This window comes from Paractinoplanes globisporus DSM 43857 (assembly GCF_000379645.1).
GTDB classification, from domain to species: domain Bacteria; phylum Actinomycetota; class Actinomycetes; order Mycobacteriales; family Micromonosporaceae; genus Actinoplanes; species Actinoplanes globisporus.
On sequence record NZ_KB903356.1, the window covers coordinates 301,651 to 317,707 of the forward strand.

Consider the following 16,057-nt stretch of genomic DNA (forward strand, 5'->3'; position numbering starts at 1 on the left):
GGTAACGCGGTCCCAAGAAGTGAACGGCGTGAGGGGAGAACAGCCCCCGCACCGCGGCAATTCGGTGCGGGGGCTGTTGCGACGAGTACGCGTGGCTCGGTCCCGCCGGATCACACAGCCTCACGGCGCGCAGCGGTGGACGCGTCACCCGAAGACGAGCCCACCGGCGGGCCGTGCGGCAGGGACAACGCTAGCGATGCGGACTAAAGACGCGCAAGACGCATCCCCCGCGTGTCGGCGCGGTTGTTCCCGCGTGTCGCGCTCAGTGATGGCACCATGCGCCGGTGAGTTTCGACCTAGTGGTGTGGGCGATGGACATGACGGACCCGCCGGACGCCGTGCGGGCCGCCAACGCGCGCTGTGCGCGTGGAGAGCACCCGCAGCGCCCGGCCGACCCCCGCGTCGTCGCCTTCTATGATGCCCTGACCAGCGATTATCCCGATCGTGGGCCGCGCGCCTCGGCGCCCGGCTCGCCGTGGGCGGTGGCGCCGCTGCACGCCGCGGCCGACCACATCGAGATGCGACTGGACGAGGCCTGCCCGGACGTGGTGCTCGAGACGATCGAGCGGCTGGCCGCCGAGCTCAACCTCGACCTGCTCGACCTGCAGGACGGCACGGTGTATCCCCCGCCGGCCCGGGTGCGCTAGAGGGCGCGCAGGTCGACCACGCTGCCGCGGGACGAGCCGATCGCCGCGGCCACCGCCGAGAGCAGTTCCGCGTCGACCGAGGAGTCGACGGTGAGCGTCATCAGCGCCTCGCCACCGGCCTCGCGCCGGGCCACCTGCATGGCGGCGATGTTCACCCCCGACTCGCCGAGCAGCGTGCCGATCGCGCCGATCACGCCGGGGCGGTCGCTGTAGCGGAAGAACAGCAGCACTCCGTCGGCCGTGAGGTCGAGGTCGAAGTCGTCGACGCCGGTGAGCTTGCTGATCTCGCGGGTCGCGGTCAGCGTGAGGGTGCCGGCGACGCTCACGGTGCGGCCGTCGGGCAGCGCTCCGCGTACGGTCACCAGGTTTTGATGTTCCGCCGGCTCGTCGCTGACCAGGAGCTCCACCTCGACGCCCCGGTCGGCCGCGAGCTGCGGGGCGTTGACGTAGGTCACCCGCTCGTCGACCACGGACGCGAACAGGCCCTTGGTGGCGGCCAGCCGGAGCACGCCGACGTCGTGCGAGACGATCTCGCCGCGCACCTCGACGGTCACGCTCGCCGCCACTCCCCCGGCCACCGCCGTGAAGACCCGGCCGAGTTTCTCGGCGAGCGACAACAACGGGCGGACGTCCTCGTCGACCACGCCGCCGGCCTGCACGTTCACCGCGTCGGGCACGAACTCGCCCTGCAGCGCGAGCTTGACGCTGCGTGCCACCGAGAGGCCGGCCTTGTCCTGCGCCTCCACGGTCGAGGCGCCCAGGTGCGGGGTGACCACCACGTTCTCGAAGCCGAACAGCGGCGACTCGGTGGTCGGCTCGGTGACGAAGACGTCGAGGCCGGCCCCGGCCACCCGGCCCTCGCGCAGCGCGATCGCCAGCGCCTGCTCGTCGACCAGGCCGCCGCGGGCCGCGTTGACGATCCGTACGCCCGGCTTGACCAGGGCCAGCTCCTTCTCGCCGATCAGGCCGAACGTCTCGGGCGTGCGGGGCAGGTGCACCGAGATGAAGTCGCTCTCCCGCAGCAGTTCCTCGAGCCCGACCAGCCGCACCCCGAGCTGGGCGGCCCGGGCGGGCTGGATGTACGGGTCGTACGCGATCAGCCGGGTGCCGAAGGACGCCATGCGCTGCGCGAACAGCACCCCGATGCGGCCGAGCCCGACCACGCCCACGGTCTTGCCCTGCAGCTCGACGCCGGTGTAGCGGGACCGCTTCCACTGCCCGCCCTTGAGCGACGCGCTGGCGCTGGCCGTGTGCCGGGCGACCGACAGCAGCAGCGCGATGGCCTGCTCGGCGGCCGAGACGATGTTGCTGGTCGGCGCGTTGACCACCATGACGCCGCGGGCGGTGGCCGCCGGCACCTCGACGTTGTCGAGACCGACGCCGGCCCGGGCGATCACCTTGAGCGCGGCGCCCGCGGCGATCACCTCGGCGTCGACCCGGGTGGCGCTGCGCACGATGAGCGCGTCGGCCTCGGCGACGGCCTGCAGCAGGGCCGGACGATCGGTGCCGTCGACGTGGCGGACGTCGAAGTCGTAGGCGAGCACATCGATGGCGGACGGGGCGAGTTCCTCGGCGATCAGAACGACGGGAGTCAATGCGCCTCCATCCGGTTCGCGGCCCCGATATCGTGCCGCCGACTCCCGCCGTTACGTCATGTGTTTGTGAGAGGCGTCACATATCACTAGTTACGCGACCCGGCGTGGGATAGCGCTGCGATCGATCGGCGGCGCCGCGGAAAGACCCTCGGCCGCCCGCCCGTCGGGCTGCCGGAAGCTGAGCGCCTCGGCATCCAGCGCGTCGTACAGAAGGTCGAGGTCGAGCGTGCCGACGGGCGGGTAGACCCGTTCCCGGGGCGGTTCCTGGCCGATGCCGAGCGCGCCCTGCTCGACCATGAAGTCGACGATCGCCTGGCGCACGGCCGGCAGCGTCACCGGCGAGTGGTAGAGGACGTTGAGGGCCTGCATCCGCATGCCCTGCACGTGTTCCTCGCCCTTGTTGTCGTGGAAGTGCGGGTTGCGGGTCTCGATCTGCAGCACCGGAACCGAGTTGGCCATGACGTCGGCGTTCGTGCTCTCCAGCACGCCGCCGAACTGCTCGAACAGGTCGAGGTACTCGTACGGCTCGACGGCGAAACCGCCGGCCAGGCGCAGCTTGAGCCCGAGGTCGAGGGTCATTGCGTGCTCGCCCGCGTTCCCGGTGGCGATCACCTCGGTGCCGAAGCCGGAGTACTCCGCGAGGAAGCGGTTGAGCCACTCGTTGGTGATGGCCGAGCTGCGGCCGCGGCGGCTGAAGAACAGGCGGTTGTCGCGCAGCTTGGGCTTGGAATGCCAGGAGATCCGGACCATCGAGTACGGCGAGTCGGCCAGGTGCAGCCCGGCCGCGTAGACCTTGCAGTACTCGTGGACCGACCCGGGCACGTAGTTGTCGGCGTCCACGTAGCCCAGGTAGCGGCGGCCGGTCATCGCGGCCAGGGCCATCCCGATGAGCATGGCCTCGCCCTTGCCGGCGCGCACCAGCCCCTCGTCGTCGATGAGCTCGGGCATGCCGGCCGCCTTGAACGCGCCGGCCACCCCCGGATCGCGCTGGTGGACGGCGATGGCCGACCGGCCGGCGAGCCGGCAGAACTGCTCGACGGTCTGCGCCTCTATCTCGTACCGGTCGACCGGGGAACGGTCGCTGTTCGACACGAGAACAATCAGGCAGTCGTGGGGAATGCCGGAGAGCACTCCCTCGATGACGCCGCGTGTCTCATTCATGCACGGGACCACGATTACCATTTGCGATTCGATGGCGCGCAAAGCGTCGGAGGCCACAATACGACTGCCGGCCCCCGTCGACGTGCCCGAATCCAGCTCGATGACCCGCTGCAGCTCGTGAATACGAACCGCACCGAAGCGCTCGCTCCGGAAAGAATCAGCCAGTCGCATGCGGCCGAAGATACCCGCCGAAGACCATCTTCAAGTACCCGAACGACGCACAATTCTATTTCGACGCCAACCAGGTAAGCGGCACGTAACGTGGACGTTTCAGCTCAACGACAACGCCCGGTTTCAGCCCGACATAAGGGCCAAAACCGGGCGCTGTGAAGTGCGTCAGGCCGTTTCCGTGATGGGGCGATCGACCCAGCTCATCATGCCGCGCAGCTTGCGGCCGGTGACCTCGATCGGGTGCTGCGACGCCTGCTCCCGGTACTTGGTCATCAGCGGGCGGCCGTTGTCGTCGTCCTCGATCAGCTCGCGGGTGAACTCGCCCGACTGGATCTCGGACAGGATCTTCTTCATCTCCTGCTTCACCGACGCGTTGATGACGCGCGGGCCACGGGTGTAGTCGCCGAACTCGGCGGTGTCCGAGACGCTGTAGCGCATCCGCTCGATGCCGCCCTCGTACATCAGGTCGACGATGAGCTTGAGCTCGTGCAGGCACTCGAAGTACGCGATCTCGGGGGCGTAGCCCGCCTCGGTCAGCACCTCGAAACCGGTCTGCACCAGCGCGGCGGTGCCGCCGCAGAGCACGGCCTGCTCGCCGAACAGGTCGGTCTCGGTCTCCTCCTTGAAGGTGGTCCTGATGACGCCGGCGCGGGCGCCGCCGATCGCCTTCGCGTAGGAGAGAGCGAGCGCGAGGCCCTGGCCGGTCGGGTCCTGCTCGACGGCGACCAGGCACGGCACGCCCTTGCCGTCCACGTACTGACGGCGCACCAGGTGGCCGGGGCCCTTGGGGGCGACCATCGCCACGGTCACGTCGGCCGGCGGCTTGATCAGCTCGAACCGGATGTTCAGGCCGTGGCCGAAGAACAGCGCCTTGCCGGCGGACAGGTTCGGGGCGATCGACTCGGCGTAGATCTTGCGCTGGGCGGTGTCCGGCGCGAGCACCATGATCACGTCGGCCCAGGCGGACGCCTCGGCCGGGGTCTTGACCTCGAGGCCCTGCTCCTCGGCCTTGGCCCGGCTCTTCGAACCCTCCTGCAGGCCGACGACCACCTCGACGCCCGAGTCACGCAGCGACAGCGAGTGCGCGTGCCCCTGGCTGCCGTAGCCGATCACGGCCACCTTGCGACCCTGGATGATCGACAGGTCGGCGTCGTCGTCGTAGAAAACTTCCGCGGTCATTACTTACCTTCCTAGGCCTTCTGTTAGGCGGCGCGGAGCGCCGGGCCGGTCGTGATGGAGCGCGAGCCACGGCCGATGGCCACCAGACCCGACTGCACCATTTCCTTGATGCCGTACGGCTCGAGGTCGCGCAGCAACGCGTCCAGTTTGTCGGGGTTACCCGTCGCCTCGATCGTGAGGGTGTCCGGAGCGACGTCGATCACCTTCGCCCGGAACAGCTCGACCGTCTCGAGGACCTGGCCGCGCTGCGCACGGTCGGCGCGCACCTTGACCAGCAGGAGCTCGCGCTGGACCGACTGCTGCGGGTCCAGCTCGACGATCTTCAGGACGTTCACCAGCTTGTTGAGCTGCTTGGTCACCTGCTCCAGGGGTGAGGAGTCGGCGTTGACCACGATCGTGATGCGGGAGACGTCCGGGTTCTCCGTCTCGCCCACCGCCAGGGAGTCGATGTTGAAGCTGCGCCGAGAGAACAGACCGCTCACCCGGGCGAGCACGCCCGGCTTGTTCTCGACCAGCACGGACAGCGTGTGCTTGTTCATTACAGGTCGTCCTCGTCGAAGCTGGGGCGCACGTCCCGGGCGAACATGATCTCGTCGTTGCTGGTGCCGGCCGCGACCATGGGCCAGACCATGGCGTCCTTGCCGACCGTGAAGTCGATGACCACGGGCGCGTCGTTGATCTCCATGGCCTGCTTGATGATCTTGTCAACGTCGGCCTTGGACTCGCAGCGCAGCCCGATGCAGCCGAGCGCCTCGGCCAGCTTCACGAAGTCGGGGATGCGGTGCTTGTGCGTGCCCAGCTCGGTGTTGGAGTAGCGGCCCTCGTAGAACAGCGTCTGCCACTGCCGGACCATGCCGAGGTTGCCGTTGTTGATGATCGCGATCTTGACTGGGATGCCCTCGAGCGCGCAGGTCGCGAGCTCCTGGTTGGTCATCTGGAAGCAGCCGTCGCCGTCGATCGCCCAGACCGCGGCGTCGGGCCGGCCCACCTTGGCGCCCATCGCGGCCGGCACGGCGTAGCCCATCGTGCCGGCGCCGCCCGAGTTGAGCCAGGTGCCCGGCTTCTCGTACCTGATGAACTGCGAGGCCCACATCTGGTGCTGCCCGACGCCGGCCACGTAGATCGCGTCCGGGCCGACCAGCTCGCCGATCCGCTCGATCACGTACTGCGGGGCGAGCGAGCCGTCGGTCGGCTCCTCGTAGCCCAGCGGGTAGCGCTCGCGCAGCTCGTTCAGCGTGGCCCACCACGACTCGTACTGGGCGGCGCCGCCGGCGGTGGCCGAGACCGCGGCGATCAGCTCGTCGATGACGTGCCGCGCGTCGCCCACGATCGGGACATCGGCGTGCCGGTTCTTGCCGATCTCGGCCGGGTCGATGTCGGCGTGCACGATCTTGGCGTCCGGGGCGAACGAGTCGAGCTTGCCGGTGACCCGGTCGTCGAAGCGGGCGCCCAGGGTGATCAGCAGGTCGGACTTCTGCAGCGCGTACACCGCCGGGACCGTGCCGTGCATGCCGGGCATACCCAGGTGCTGCGGGTGCGAGTCGGGGAACGCGCCCAGCGCCATCAGCGTGGTGACCACCGGGATGCCGGTGAGCTCGGCCAGCTTGCGCAGCCCGTCGGTGGCGCCGGCCTTGAGCACGCCGCCGCCGACGTACAGCACCGGGCGCCGGGCGCCGGCGATCAGCCGGGCCGCCTCGCGGATCTGCTTGCCGTGCGGGTGCAGGGTCGGGCGGTAGCCGGGCAGGTCGAGCGTCGGCGGCCAGGAGAACGTGGTCTGCGCCTGCATCACGTCCTTGGGGATGTCGACCAGGACCGGGCCGGGCCGGCCAGTGGTCGCCAGGTGGAACGCCTCGGCCATGATCCGCGGCAGCTCCTCCGGGGTCTGCACCAGGAAGTTGTGCTTGGTGATCGGCAGCGTGATGCCCTGGATGTCCGCCTCCTGGAAGGCGTCCGTGCCGATCGCGGGCCGCGCCACCTGGCCGGTGATCGCGACGATCGGCACCGAGTCCATGTACGCGTCGGCGATCGGCGTGACCAGGTTGGTCGCGCCCGGGCCGCTGGTCGCGATGCAGACGCCGACCTTGCCGGTGGCCTGCGCGTACCCCGTCGCGGCGTGGCCCGCGCCCTGCTCGTGGCGGACCAGGATGTGCCGCACCTTCGAGTCGTACAGCGGGTCGTACGCCGGAAGGATCGCCCCGCCCGGAATGCCGAACGCGACCTCGACCCCGAGCGCCTCGAGCGACCGAACGAGAGCGCCGGCGCCGGAGGTGGGCACCGGGGAGGCTACGGCCGCCGGGGTGGCGGAGGCCGCCACGGTGGCGGGGTTGGCTCGGTGGGCGAGAGTCTCGGGAGTGGGTCTCGTCATGGCTAATCGAACCTTCTCGGGATGGTCGTCCGGTCAGTACTTGAGCAACAAAAAAGGCCCCTAGTGCTCTGGAAGCACGGGACCTAGCGCACTCTCGCCTGGATCACTTAGGCAGGAGTGCGCTCACATAAGTACTCGGGACGCGAAGCACATGGCCCTAAGGTTGCCCCATCTCACTCGGCGAGTCAACTGATCCCACATTTTGATCACCGACGAGTGCCCCGAACGCGGGATCCGTCGGCAAAACGGCCCTGAGCTGCTTCATCCCGGGCCCGAGCGCGACGACCTGGCTGCGCGCCGCCGCACCCTTCGGCGGGTCGTTGCGAGGGACGGGCAGCACCCGGGGCGCCCCGGTACGCAGGCTGTCGAGCTGCGCCTCGAGGTGCTCGGCGGGCACGCCCCAGCCGAACAGCGAGCCCTGCCCGAGCCGGCAGCCGGCCTCCTCGACCGCCGCCCGCTGGGCCGGGGTGCCGATGCCCTCGGCCAGCACCTCCAGCCCGAGCCGGTGGCCGAGGCGCACCACCACGTCGACCAGCGGCGCGGCCTCGCCCGTACGGGATTCCGGCTCGGCGACCAGCGCATGATCGATCTTGAGGATGTCGACCGGCAGCGTGCGCAGCTGCCCCAGCGACGAGTACCCGGCGCCGAAGTCGTCGAGTGCTATCCGCACCCCGGTGGCCCGCAGCTCGGCGAGGCGGCTGACCAGCTCCTCCATGTCGGTGGCGACGGCGTGCTCGGTCACCTCGAGCACCAGCCGCTGCGCCGGCACGCCGTGCTCGGCCAGCACGTCGGCGACCTGCCCGGCATAGTCGGCCGCGTGCAGCTCCTTGGGCGAGAGGTTGACCGACACCCAGACGTCGTGGCCCTTGGCCAGCCAGTCGGCAAGCTGCGCGCAGGCCTGGGCGAGCACCCAGGAGCCGATCCGGTTGATCAGGCCGGAGTCCTCGGCGACCGGGATGAACTCGTCCGGGCGTACCGCGCCGAGCGTGGGGTGGTGCCAGCGCAGCAGGGCCTCGGCGCCGACCGGGCGCATCGAGGGCAGCGCCACCACCGGCTGGAAGACCAGGCGCAGCTGCTCGCGGTCGATCGCGTGGCGCAGCTCGCTCTCCAGCGTGCCGCGACGGCGCAGCAGCTCGTCATAGCGGACCTGATAGCGCTCGACGCGGTTCTTCCCGCGCTGCTTCGCGTACCGCAGGGCCAGATCGGCGTCGCGGATCAGCTCCCCGGTGTCGGCGACGCCGATCGAGGCGGAGAGGAAGACCGAGCCACCCTCGACCTCGTACGGCTCGCCGAGCACCGCGAGCAGCCGGTGCGCGGTGAGCATCGCCTCGTCGGCCGTGCCGTGCATGAGCAGCGCGAACTCGTCGCCGCCGAGCCGGGCCGCCACGTCGCCCTCGAGCAGGTTGCGCCGCAGCCGCTCGCCGACCTCGACCAGCACCGCGTCGCCGGCGTCGTGGCCGCGCATGTCGTTCACCGTCTTGAAGCCGTCGAGGTCGATGCCGACCAGCACGAGCGGTTCCTCGGGGCAGTCGCAGTCGCGCAGCGCCCGCTGCAGGCCGCGCCGGTTGGCCAGCCCGGTGAGCGGGTCGGTGTGTGCGAGCTCGCGGAAATGCGCCTCGCGCTGCCGCAGCTTGAGCGTGTACCGCCGGACGTCGCCGAGAGCCAGGTATTGCCGGCCGACCAGGGCGAAGCCCTCGACGCTGGCGCCGAGGAAGGCGTAGAAGCCGAAGGAGCCGCCGCGCGCGAGGTGGAAGCCGAGTGCGGTGACCATCGCCACCATCGGGACCACCGCGTACGCCGTGCCGCGCTCGCTCAGGTCGCCGACCACCTCGACCGGGCGGTCGGCCGTCTTCACCGCGTGCGCGATCAGGGCCAGCCCGGCCGGCAGCAGCAGCGCGCCGCTCAGCACCCAGCTGTCGCGGGCCTGGCAGATGCCGCCGCCGAGACCGACCGCGGCGGCGGCCACCAGGGTCACGCCGGAGGCCACCCGGACCGTGGTCAGCCGCGGCCGGTGGGCGTGCAGCGCCAGCACGATGGTGAGGCCGAGCGAGATGACCAGCAGCCCGGTCGGGATCAGCAGCGACGGGCAGGCCATCGGGGTGGCGTCGCCGAGCAGGTGGGTGGGCTCGGACAACAGCACCCAGCCGACGAACCAGAAGGCCGCCGCGATGACCAGACCGTCGAGCAGATGGCGCACGGCCGCGCCGGGGCTCTCGGCCGCGCCCGGCAGCAGGGCGGTGCCGGCCAGCAGGGCGAGCGTGCCGATCGCGGTGCCTATCCCGACCGCCGAGCCGAGCGCCAGGCGCGGTGGCGGCGCGTCGCTCAGCAGCGCGCTCAGCACGCCGGCGAGCGCCGCGGCGGTGGCGACCGCGCCGCCGAGGGCCAGGATGAGGTGTGCCCGCCGGGCCGCGCCCGTGTGCCGGCGGCCGGAATTGCCCAGCAGGGCGACGGCCGGGACGGCGACCAGAAGGCCGACGACCCCGGCCAGCTCCACGCCGGACGGTGATTGCACGGAAACACTGTGCCCGATGTCGATGTAATTAGGCACCCCCCAGTCCAACCTCCCCGCCGCCACCCTTGATCGGACTGAAGGCAGCCTCATCCCGAGCTGTGGACGCCAGTGGCATCCGGCCCTTACCGCGGTGGCACTATGAGGGGATGCCTGACCTGCGTTCCCGGACCTCGACCCACGGTCGAACCATGGCCGGCGCGCGTGCCCTGTGGCGCGCCACCGGGATGACCGACGACGACTTCGGCAAGCCCATCGTGGCCATTGCCAACAGCTATACGCAGTTCGTACCAGGTCACGTGCACCTCAAGGACCTCGGCGGGATCGTCGCCGACGCGATCGCCGAGGCCGGCGGCGTCGGTCGCGAGTTCAACACGATCGCCGTGGACGACGGCATCGCCATGGGCCACGGCGGCATGCTCTACTCGCTGCCCAGCCGCGAGCTGATCGCCGACGCGGTGGAGTACATGGTGAACGCGCACTGCGCCGACGCCCTGGTCTGCATCTCGAACTGCGACAAGATCACCCCCGGCATGCTGATCGCCGCGCTCCGGCTCAACATCCCGACGGTCTTCGTCTCCGGCGGCCCGATGGAGGCCGGCAAGACGGTCGCCATCGAGGGCATCGTGCACGAGAAACTCGACCTGATCGACGCCATGAGCGCGTCGGCGAACGAGAACGTGACCGACGAGCAGCTCGGCACCATCGAGCGCTCGGCCTGCCCGACCTGCGGCTCCTGCTCCGGCATGTTCACGGCCAACTCGATGAACTGCCTCACCGAGGCGATCGGCCTGGCGCTGCCCGGCAACGGCTCGACGCTGGCCACGCACGCCTCCCGCCGCGCCCTGTTCGAGCAGGCCGGCAAGCTGATCGTCGAGATCGCCAAGGACTACTACGAGAAGAACGACGAGTCGGTCCTGCCGCGCAGCATCGCCAGCCGCTCCGCGTTCGAAAATGCCGTGGCCCTCGACGTCGCGATGGGCGGCTCGACCAACACGGTGCTGCACCTGCTGGCCGCGGCCCGCGAGGCCGAGCTCGACTTCAGCGTGGCCGACATCGACGCGATCTCCCGCCGGGTGCCCTGCCTGTCCAAGGTCGCGCCGAACAGCGTGAAGTACCACATGGAGGACGTGCACCGGGCCGGCGGCATCCCCGCCCTGCTCGGCGAGCTGAACCGCGGCGGCGCCCTCAAGACGGAGGTCCGGAGCGTCCATTCACCCGATTTGTCCAGCTGGCTCGACAAATGGGACATTCGCGGCGGAAACCCTGGCCCCGAGGCGCTGGAGCTCTTCCACGCGGCCCCCGGCGGCGTCCGCACCACCCAGCCGTTCAGCACGACGAACCGCTGGGCCACGCTCGACACCGACGGCGAGAACGGCTGCATCCGCAGCGTCGACCACGCGTACACGGTCGACGGCGGCCTCGCGATCCTCTTCGGCAACCTCGCCCCCGACGGCTGCGTCGTCAAGACCGCCGGCGTCGACGAGTCCCTGTGGAAGTTCTCCGGCCCGGCCCGCGTCTTCGAGTCGCAGGACGCCGCGGTCGAGGGCATCCTCGGCAAGCAGGTGGTCGAGGGCGACGTCGTGGTGATCCGTTACGAGGGCCCGCGCGGCGGCCCCGGCATGCAGGAGATGCTCTACCCCACGAGCTTCCTCAAGGGCCGTGGCCTCGGCAAAGCCTGCGCGCTGATCACCGACGGCCGCTTCTCCGGCGGCACGAGCGGCCTCTCCATCGGCCACGTCTCGCCCGAGGCGGCGTCCGGCGGCCTCATCGCCCTGGTCGAGACCGGCGACGAGATCACCATCGACATCCCCGGCCGCAGCATCAGGCTCGAGGTCGACGACGAGACGCTCTCCCAGCGCCGCCACGAGCAGGAACGCCGCCCCAAGCCGTACTCGCCGCTCAACCGGACGCGTCCGGTCTCCGCGGCCCTCCGGGCGTACGCCTCGATGGCCACGAGCGCTAGCGATGGCGCCTACCGCCGCGTTCCCGAGTAAAAAGCCTCATATCGTACGCCCCGACTGCTTTCACAACCGCATGAACGGCAGCGCCACGAGGCCGCGCACCAGCTGGGTGCGTGGCCTCAGCCGTCCGCCGCTTCCGGGCTGAGGGCGGTGGTCACCGTCGAGAGCCGCTCCAGCGTCGCGCGCATGATCCCGGCCAGGTCCGCCTCGGGCGGGCCGGCCAGCCATTGCTCCCAGGCCACCCGGAACACGGCGATCCCGGCCTCGGCCGCCAGGCTCGCGTCGGCGGCCGGAACTCCGCGGCGGCGCAGGCCGTCGGCCAGGGCCGCGCCGATCGTCGCCATCTTGATCAGCTCGCGCTCGCGCAGTTCCGCGCTCGCGTCGATCAGCGACTGCCGCCGGCGGGAGAACGACGGGTCGCGGCCGAGCATGACGGCGGCCGCGTCCAGCGCCGCGGCGACCGCGCGCATCGGGCCCTGGCCGGGCCGCACCGCATCGAGGGCCTCGACCATGCGCTCCAGCAGGATCTCCGAGCCGGAGAAGAGGACCTCGCGCTTGTCGGCGAAGTGCCGGAAGAACGTGCGCGCGGTCAGCCCGGCCTCGCTCGCGATGTCGGCCACCGTCGTCTGCTCGTAGCCGCGCTCGGCGTACAGCCTCATGGCGGCCTCCCGAAGGCGGCCGGCCGCGTCTCCCTCCCACCGTCCCACGACATGATTCTAGTCATGTCACACCATGACATCACCGTGCTAGCGTGGACGATGTCATCAAGTGACATCACTGGAGGTTCGACATGCGCATCTTCGTCACCGGCGCATCCGGCTGGATCGGCTCGCCCACCGTCGCCGAGCTCATCAAGGCCGGCCACCAGGTCGTCGGCCTGGCCCGCTCGGACGCGTCCGCCGCCAAGGTGGCCGCTCTCGGCGCCGAGGTCCGCCGCGGCGACCTGGACGACCTCGACGGCCTGCGGGCTGCGGCGGCCGACTCCGACGGCGTGATCCACCTCGGCTACAACCACGCCGACTTCTCCCCCGGCGGCATGGCCGCCGCCGCCGCGATGGACCGGGCCGCCATCGACGCGTTCGGCGACACCCTCGCCGGAACCGGCAAGCCCCTGGTGATCGCCTCGGGCGTGATCGGCCTGGTGAACGGGCGCTCGGCCACCGAGCTCGACCGCCCCGACGACGGCCTGCATCCCCGGGTGGCCAGCGCGGCCGCCACGCTCGCCCTCGCCGACCGCGGCGTGCGCTCCGCCGTCGTCCGGTTCGCGCCGACCGTGCACGGCCGGGGCGACCACGGCTTCATGGCCGTCCTGGTCGACATCGCCCGCCGCACCGGCGTGAGCGGTTACCCCGGCGACGGCGCCAACCGCTGGCCGGCCGTCCACGTGCTCGACGCGGCCGCCCTGCTCCGGCTCGTCGTCGAGCAGGCGACCCCCGGCTCGGTGTGGCACGCCATCGCCGACGAGGGCGTCCCCACCCGCGAGATCGCCGAGGCGATCGGCCGGGCCACCGGCATCCCGGTGAAGCCGGTCGCCGCCGAGCAGTTCGAGTGGCTGGCCATGTTCTTCTCGATGGACGTCCCGATCACCAGCGAGATCACCCGGCAGACCCTCGGCTGGACGCCGACCCACCCAAGCCTCATCGAGGACCTCGACGCCGGCGCGTACACGTCGTAAGGAAACCTGACGGCACGATGCATCGTTGCGAATAGGTGGGATCAACCGAGTCATCGCAGCTGGGCCATCGCCAGATCCTCGAGGTGCTCGCCGGGCTGATGCTCGGCATGTTCCTCGCGGCGCTCGACCAGACGATCGTGGCGTCGGCCATCCGGACCATCGGCGACGATCTGCACGGGCTGTCGATGCAGGCATGGGTCACCACCGCGTACCTGATCACCGCGACCATCTCGACGCCGCTCTACGGCAAGCTCTCCGACATCTACGGCCGTAAGCGGTTCTTCCTGGCCGCCATCACCATCTTCGTGCTCGGCTCGGCAGCCTGCTCGTTCGCCACCTCGATGTACGTGCTGGCGGGCTGCCGGGCGGTGCAGGGCCTCGGCGCGGGCGGGCTGTTCTCGCTGGCCCTGGCGATCATCGCGGATGTCGTCCCGGCCCGCGACCGCCCGCGCTACCAGGGCTACTTCCTGGCCGTCTTCGGCATGTCGAGCGTGCTCGGCCCCGTCATCGGCGGTTTCTTCGCGGGCGCCGACCAGATCCTCGGCATCGCCGGCTGGCGATGGGTGTTCCTGGTCAACGTGCCGGTCGGCGTGGTCGCGCTGTTCGTGGTCGCCCGCCGGCTGCGCCTGCCGCACCGCCGGCGCGATCACCGGATCGACTGGTGGGGCGCGGCGACGATCTGCGTCTGCCTGGTGCCGCTGCTGACCGTCGCCGAGCAGGGCCGCGCCTGGGGCTGGGGCGACCGCCGCTCGCTGATCTGCTATGCGATCGCCGCGTTCGGCCTCGCGTTGTTCCTGCTCAGCGAGGCGATCATGGGCGAGGAGGCGCTGATCCCGCTGCGCTTCTTCGGCAACCCGACGTTCGCGCTGACCTCGGCCGGCGGCTTCGTGATCGGCATGGGCATGTTCGGCGGCCTCGCGCTGCTCCCGCTCTACCTGCAGATCGTGCGGGGCGCGACGCCGACCGAGTCGGGCCTGCAACTGCTGCCGCTGACCGCGGGCATCGTGCTCGGCTCGCTCATCTCCGGCCGGCTGATCAGCCGGACGGGCCGGTACAAGCCGTACCCGATCGCCGGGGCGATTCTGATGATCGCCGGGCTGCTCATGCTCGCCTCGCTCGGCGTCGACACGCCTTTCGGGCGTACGGGAATGTTCATGGGGATCTTCGGTTTTGGGCTTGGTCTGGTCCTTCAGCCGATCACGCTGGCCGTGCAAAACGCGATGGCGCCCTCGGAGATCGGGGTGGCGACCAGCTCGGCCACGTTCTTCCGGCAGATGGGCGCGACGGCCGGGACCGCCATCTTCCTGTCGATCCTCTTCGGCACGGTCGGCGACCGCATCGGCGCCGCCTATCGCGACGCCCACGTGCTCTCCGACCCGGCCGTGACCGCCGACCCGGCCAACAGGCCGCTGCTGGCCGCCCTGCACGGCGGCGGCGTCTCATCGTCCTCGCTGGACGACACGTCGTTCCTCGACCACGTGTCGCCGGCCCTGGCCCGGCCGTTCCAGTCCGGCTTCTCCACCGCGATGGACCACATCTTCCTGATGGCCGCGGTCGTGCTGCTCGTCGCCTGGGTGCTGTTCCTGTTCCTCCCGCAGATCCCCCTGCGCGCCCAGTCGGCGATGGCGGCCCGCGAGTCCGCGACGCCTCCGACCGCGGCCCGGACGTCCGCACCCGCGCCCGTCTCGGTGCCCGCGCACCCTGGCGCCGCGCCCGCGCCCACCCCGGTGCCGGCGGCACTCGCCCACCCCGCCGCACCCGAGGCCGAGCCGGCACCCGCGCACCCTTTCGCCGCAACCGGAACCGCAACCACAACCGGACGCGCACGCGCGCATGCCGCGCCCGCGTCCACGCACGCGGAGCCGGCCGTTATCGAGTCCGCGGCCCTTGTCGCGGCGGTCACCCCCGACGCGATTCGCCCCTCTGCCCAGCCCGCTTCGGTCAGCACGTCAGGAGAGTCAGTGTCCAAAGAGGAGGTGCGGCCCGTGGTCAGCGGGCGGGTGGACGGGCCCGACGGCCTGCCGCTCGACGGCGCGACCGTGACCGTCGCCGAGTTCGCCGGTGGGCAGGTCGCCCACACGGTCACCGGCGGCGACGGCGAGTTCCGGCTGCCGCTGCCGGCCGGGGGCGCGTTCCTGCTGATCTGCGCGGCCGACGACCACCAGCCGGCCGCCGTGCTGGTGAACGCGGGCGTCGGCGAGATCCGCCGGGTCCTCTCGCTGGCCGGCGCCGGGCGCATCGAGGGCCGCATCACCGATCGGCAGAACCGGCCGGTCGGCGGCGCCACCGTGACCCTGACCGACCTGGCCGGCACGGTCGTGGCCACGGCGACCACCGGCGCCGACGGCCAGTACCGCCTGGCCGGCCTCGACCAGGCGGACTACATGCTCACGGCCACCGCCGAACACGCCCGCCCGGCGACCCGCATCATCTCGCCCGGCCGCTCCCGGCAGGCCGACCTGATGCTGACGATCGGCACGACGCTCTCCGGCAGCGTCCGCGCGGCCCGCTCCGGCCGCCCGGTGCCCGAGGCCTCGGTGGTCGCGGTGGGCGCCGACGGCGAGGTGGCCGGCTCGACAACCACCGACCGCAACGGCCGCTACGAGCTGCGCGACCTGCCGCCCGGCACCTACACGGTGGCCGCGAGCGGCCACGCCCCGGTGGCCACCCGCGTGGAACTCTCCGGCGAGCACACCGACCACGACATCCTGCTGGGCGCGCCCGTCGTAGTCACCGGCTCCCCGGCTTGAGGCCCGGCCACGACATCCCGCTGAGCACGCCCGCGGCCGGC

General features: G+C 71.1%; 11 protein-coding genes. 4 read left to right on the plus strand and 7 right to left on the minus strand.

Annotated features, from left to right (window positions below; genetic code table 11):
• Positions 1-284: 284 nt before the first annotated feature.
• Complete coding sequence (locus A3CQ_RS0147680) at positions 285-647, plus strand: hypothetical protein (RefSeq protein ID WP_026207014.1); 363 nt, start codon at positions 285-287, stop codon at positions 645-647.
• Here A3CQ_RS0147680 and serA read toward each other — a convergent pair.
• The 6 genes from serA to A3CQ_RS0147710 form a co-directional block, all read right to left on the minus strand.
• Complete coding sequence (gene serA / locus A3CQ_RS0147685; RefSeq protein WP_020518069.1) at positions 644-2,242, minus strand: phosphoglycerate dehydrogenase; 1,599 nt, start codon at positions 2,240-2,242, stop codon at positions 644-646. The genes A3CQ_RS0147680 and serA overlap by 4 nt on opposite strands.
• A gap of 90 nt (positions 2,243-2,332) precedes the next feature.
• Positions 2,333-3,574, minus strand: a complete 1,242-nt coding sequence (gene mpgS / locus A3CQ_RS56540) for a mannosyl-3-phosphoglycerate synthase (protein WP_084699526.1) — start codon at positions 3,572-3,574, stop codon at positions 2,333-2,335.
• A gap of 165 nt (positions 3,575-3,739) precedes the next feature.
• Positions 3,740-4,753, minus strand: a complete 1,014-nt coding sequence (gene ilvC / locus A3CQ_RS0147695; RefSeq protein ID WP_020518071.1) for a ketol-acid reductoisomerase — start codon at positions 4,751-4,753, stop codon at positions 3,740-3,742.
• A gap of 23 nt (positions 4,754-4,776) precedes the next feature.
• Entirely contained in the window at positions 4,777-5,292 is a 516-nt protein-coding gene (gene ilvN, locus A3CQ_RS0147700; RefSeq protein ID WP_020518072.1) for an acetolactate synthase small subunit, read from the minus strand.
• A complete protein-coding gene (locus tag A3CQ_RS0147705) occupies positions 5,292-7,118 on the minus strand; it encodes an acetolactate synthase large subunit (protein ID WP_026207015.1) in 1,827 nt (608 codons plus the stop codon). Before A3CQ_RS0147705 ends, ilvN begins: the two co-directional genes overlap by 1 nt.
• Before the next feature lie 157 nt (positions 7,119-7,275).
• Positions 7,276-9,630, minus strand: a complete 2,355-nt coding sequence (locus tag A3CQ_RS0147710; RefSeq protein ID WP_040434210.1) for a putative bifunctional diguanylate cyclase/phosphodiesterase — start codon at positions 9,628-9,630, stop codon at positions 7,276-7,278.
• A 146-nt stretch (positions 9,631-9,776) separates the two neighbouring features.
• Here A3CQ_RS0147710 and ilvD point away from each other — a divergent pair, with 146 nt between their 5' ends.
• Positions 9,777-11,624: a dihydroxy-acid dehydratase gene (gene ilvD / locus A3CQ_RS0147715; protein ID WP_026207016.1), complete on the plus strand. Its 1,848-nt coding sequence runs from the start codon at positions 9,777-9,779 to the stop codon at positions 11,622-11,624.
• An 86-nt stretch (positions 11,625-11,710) separates the two neighbouring features.
• Here the strand turns inward: ilvD and A3CQ_RS0147720 are convergent, their stop codons facing one another.
• The gene (locus tag A3CQ_RS0147720) at positions 11,711-12,298 is read right to left on the minus strand and encodes a TetR/AcrR family transcriptional regulator (protein WP_026207017.1); all 588 of its coding nucleotides are present in this window, start codon (positions 12,296-12,298) and stop codon (positions 11,711-11,713) included.
• An 83-nt stretch (positions 12,299-12,381) separates the two neighbouring features.
• Here A3CQ_RS0147720 and A3CQ_RS0147725 point away from each other — a divergent pair, with 83 nt between their 5' ends.
• Together A3CQ_RS0147725 and A3CQ_RS0147730 are read left to right on the plus strand one after the other, a co-directional pair.
• Positions 12,382-13,266 (plus strand): SDR family oxidoreductase, encoded by an 885-nt coding sequence (locus A3CQ_RS0147725; protein WP_020518077.1) that lies wholly within the window; start codon positions 12,382-12,384, stop codon positions 13,264-13,266.
• 35 nt (positions 13,267-13,301) lie between these two features.
• Positions 13,302-16,016: an MFS transporter gene (locus tag A3CQ_RS0147730; RefSeq protein ID WP_020518078.1), complete on the plus strand. Its 2,715-nt coding sequence runs from the start codon at positions 13,302-13,304 to the stop codon at positions 16,014-16,016.
• Positions 16,017-16,057 lie beyond the last annotated feature (41 nt).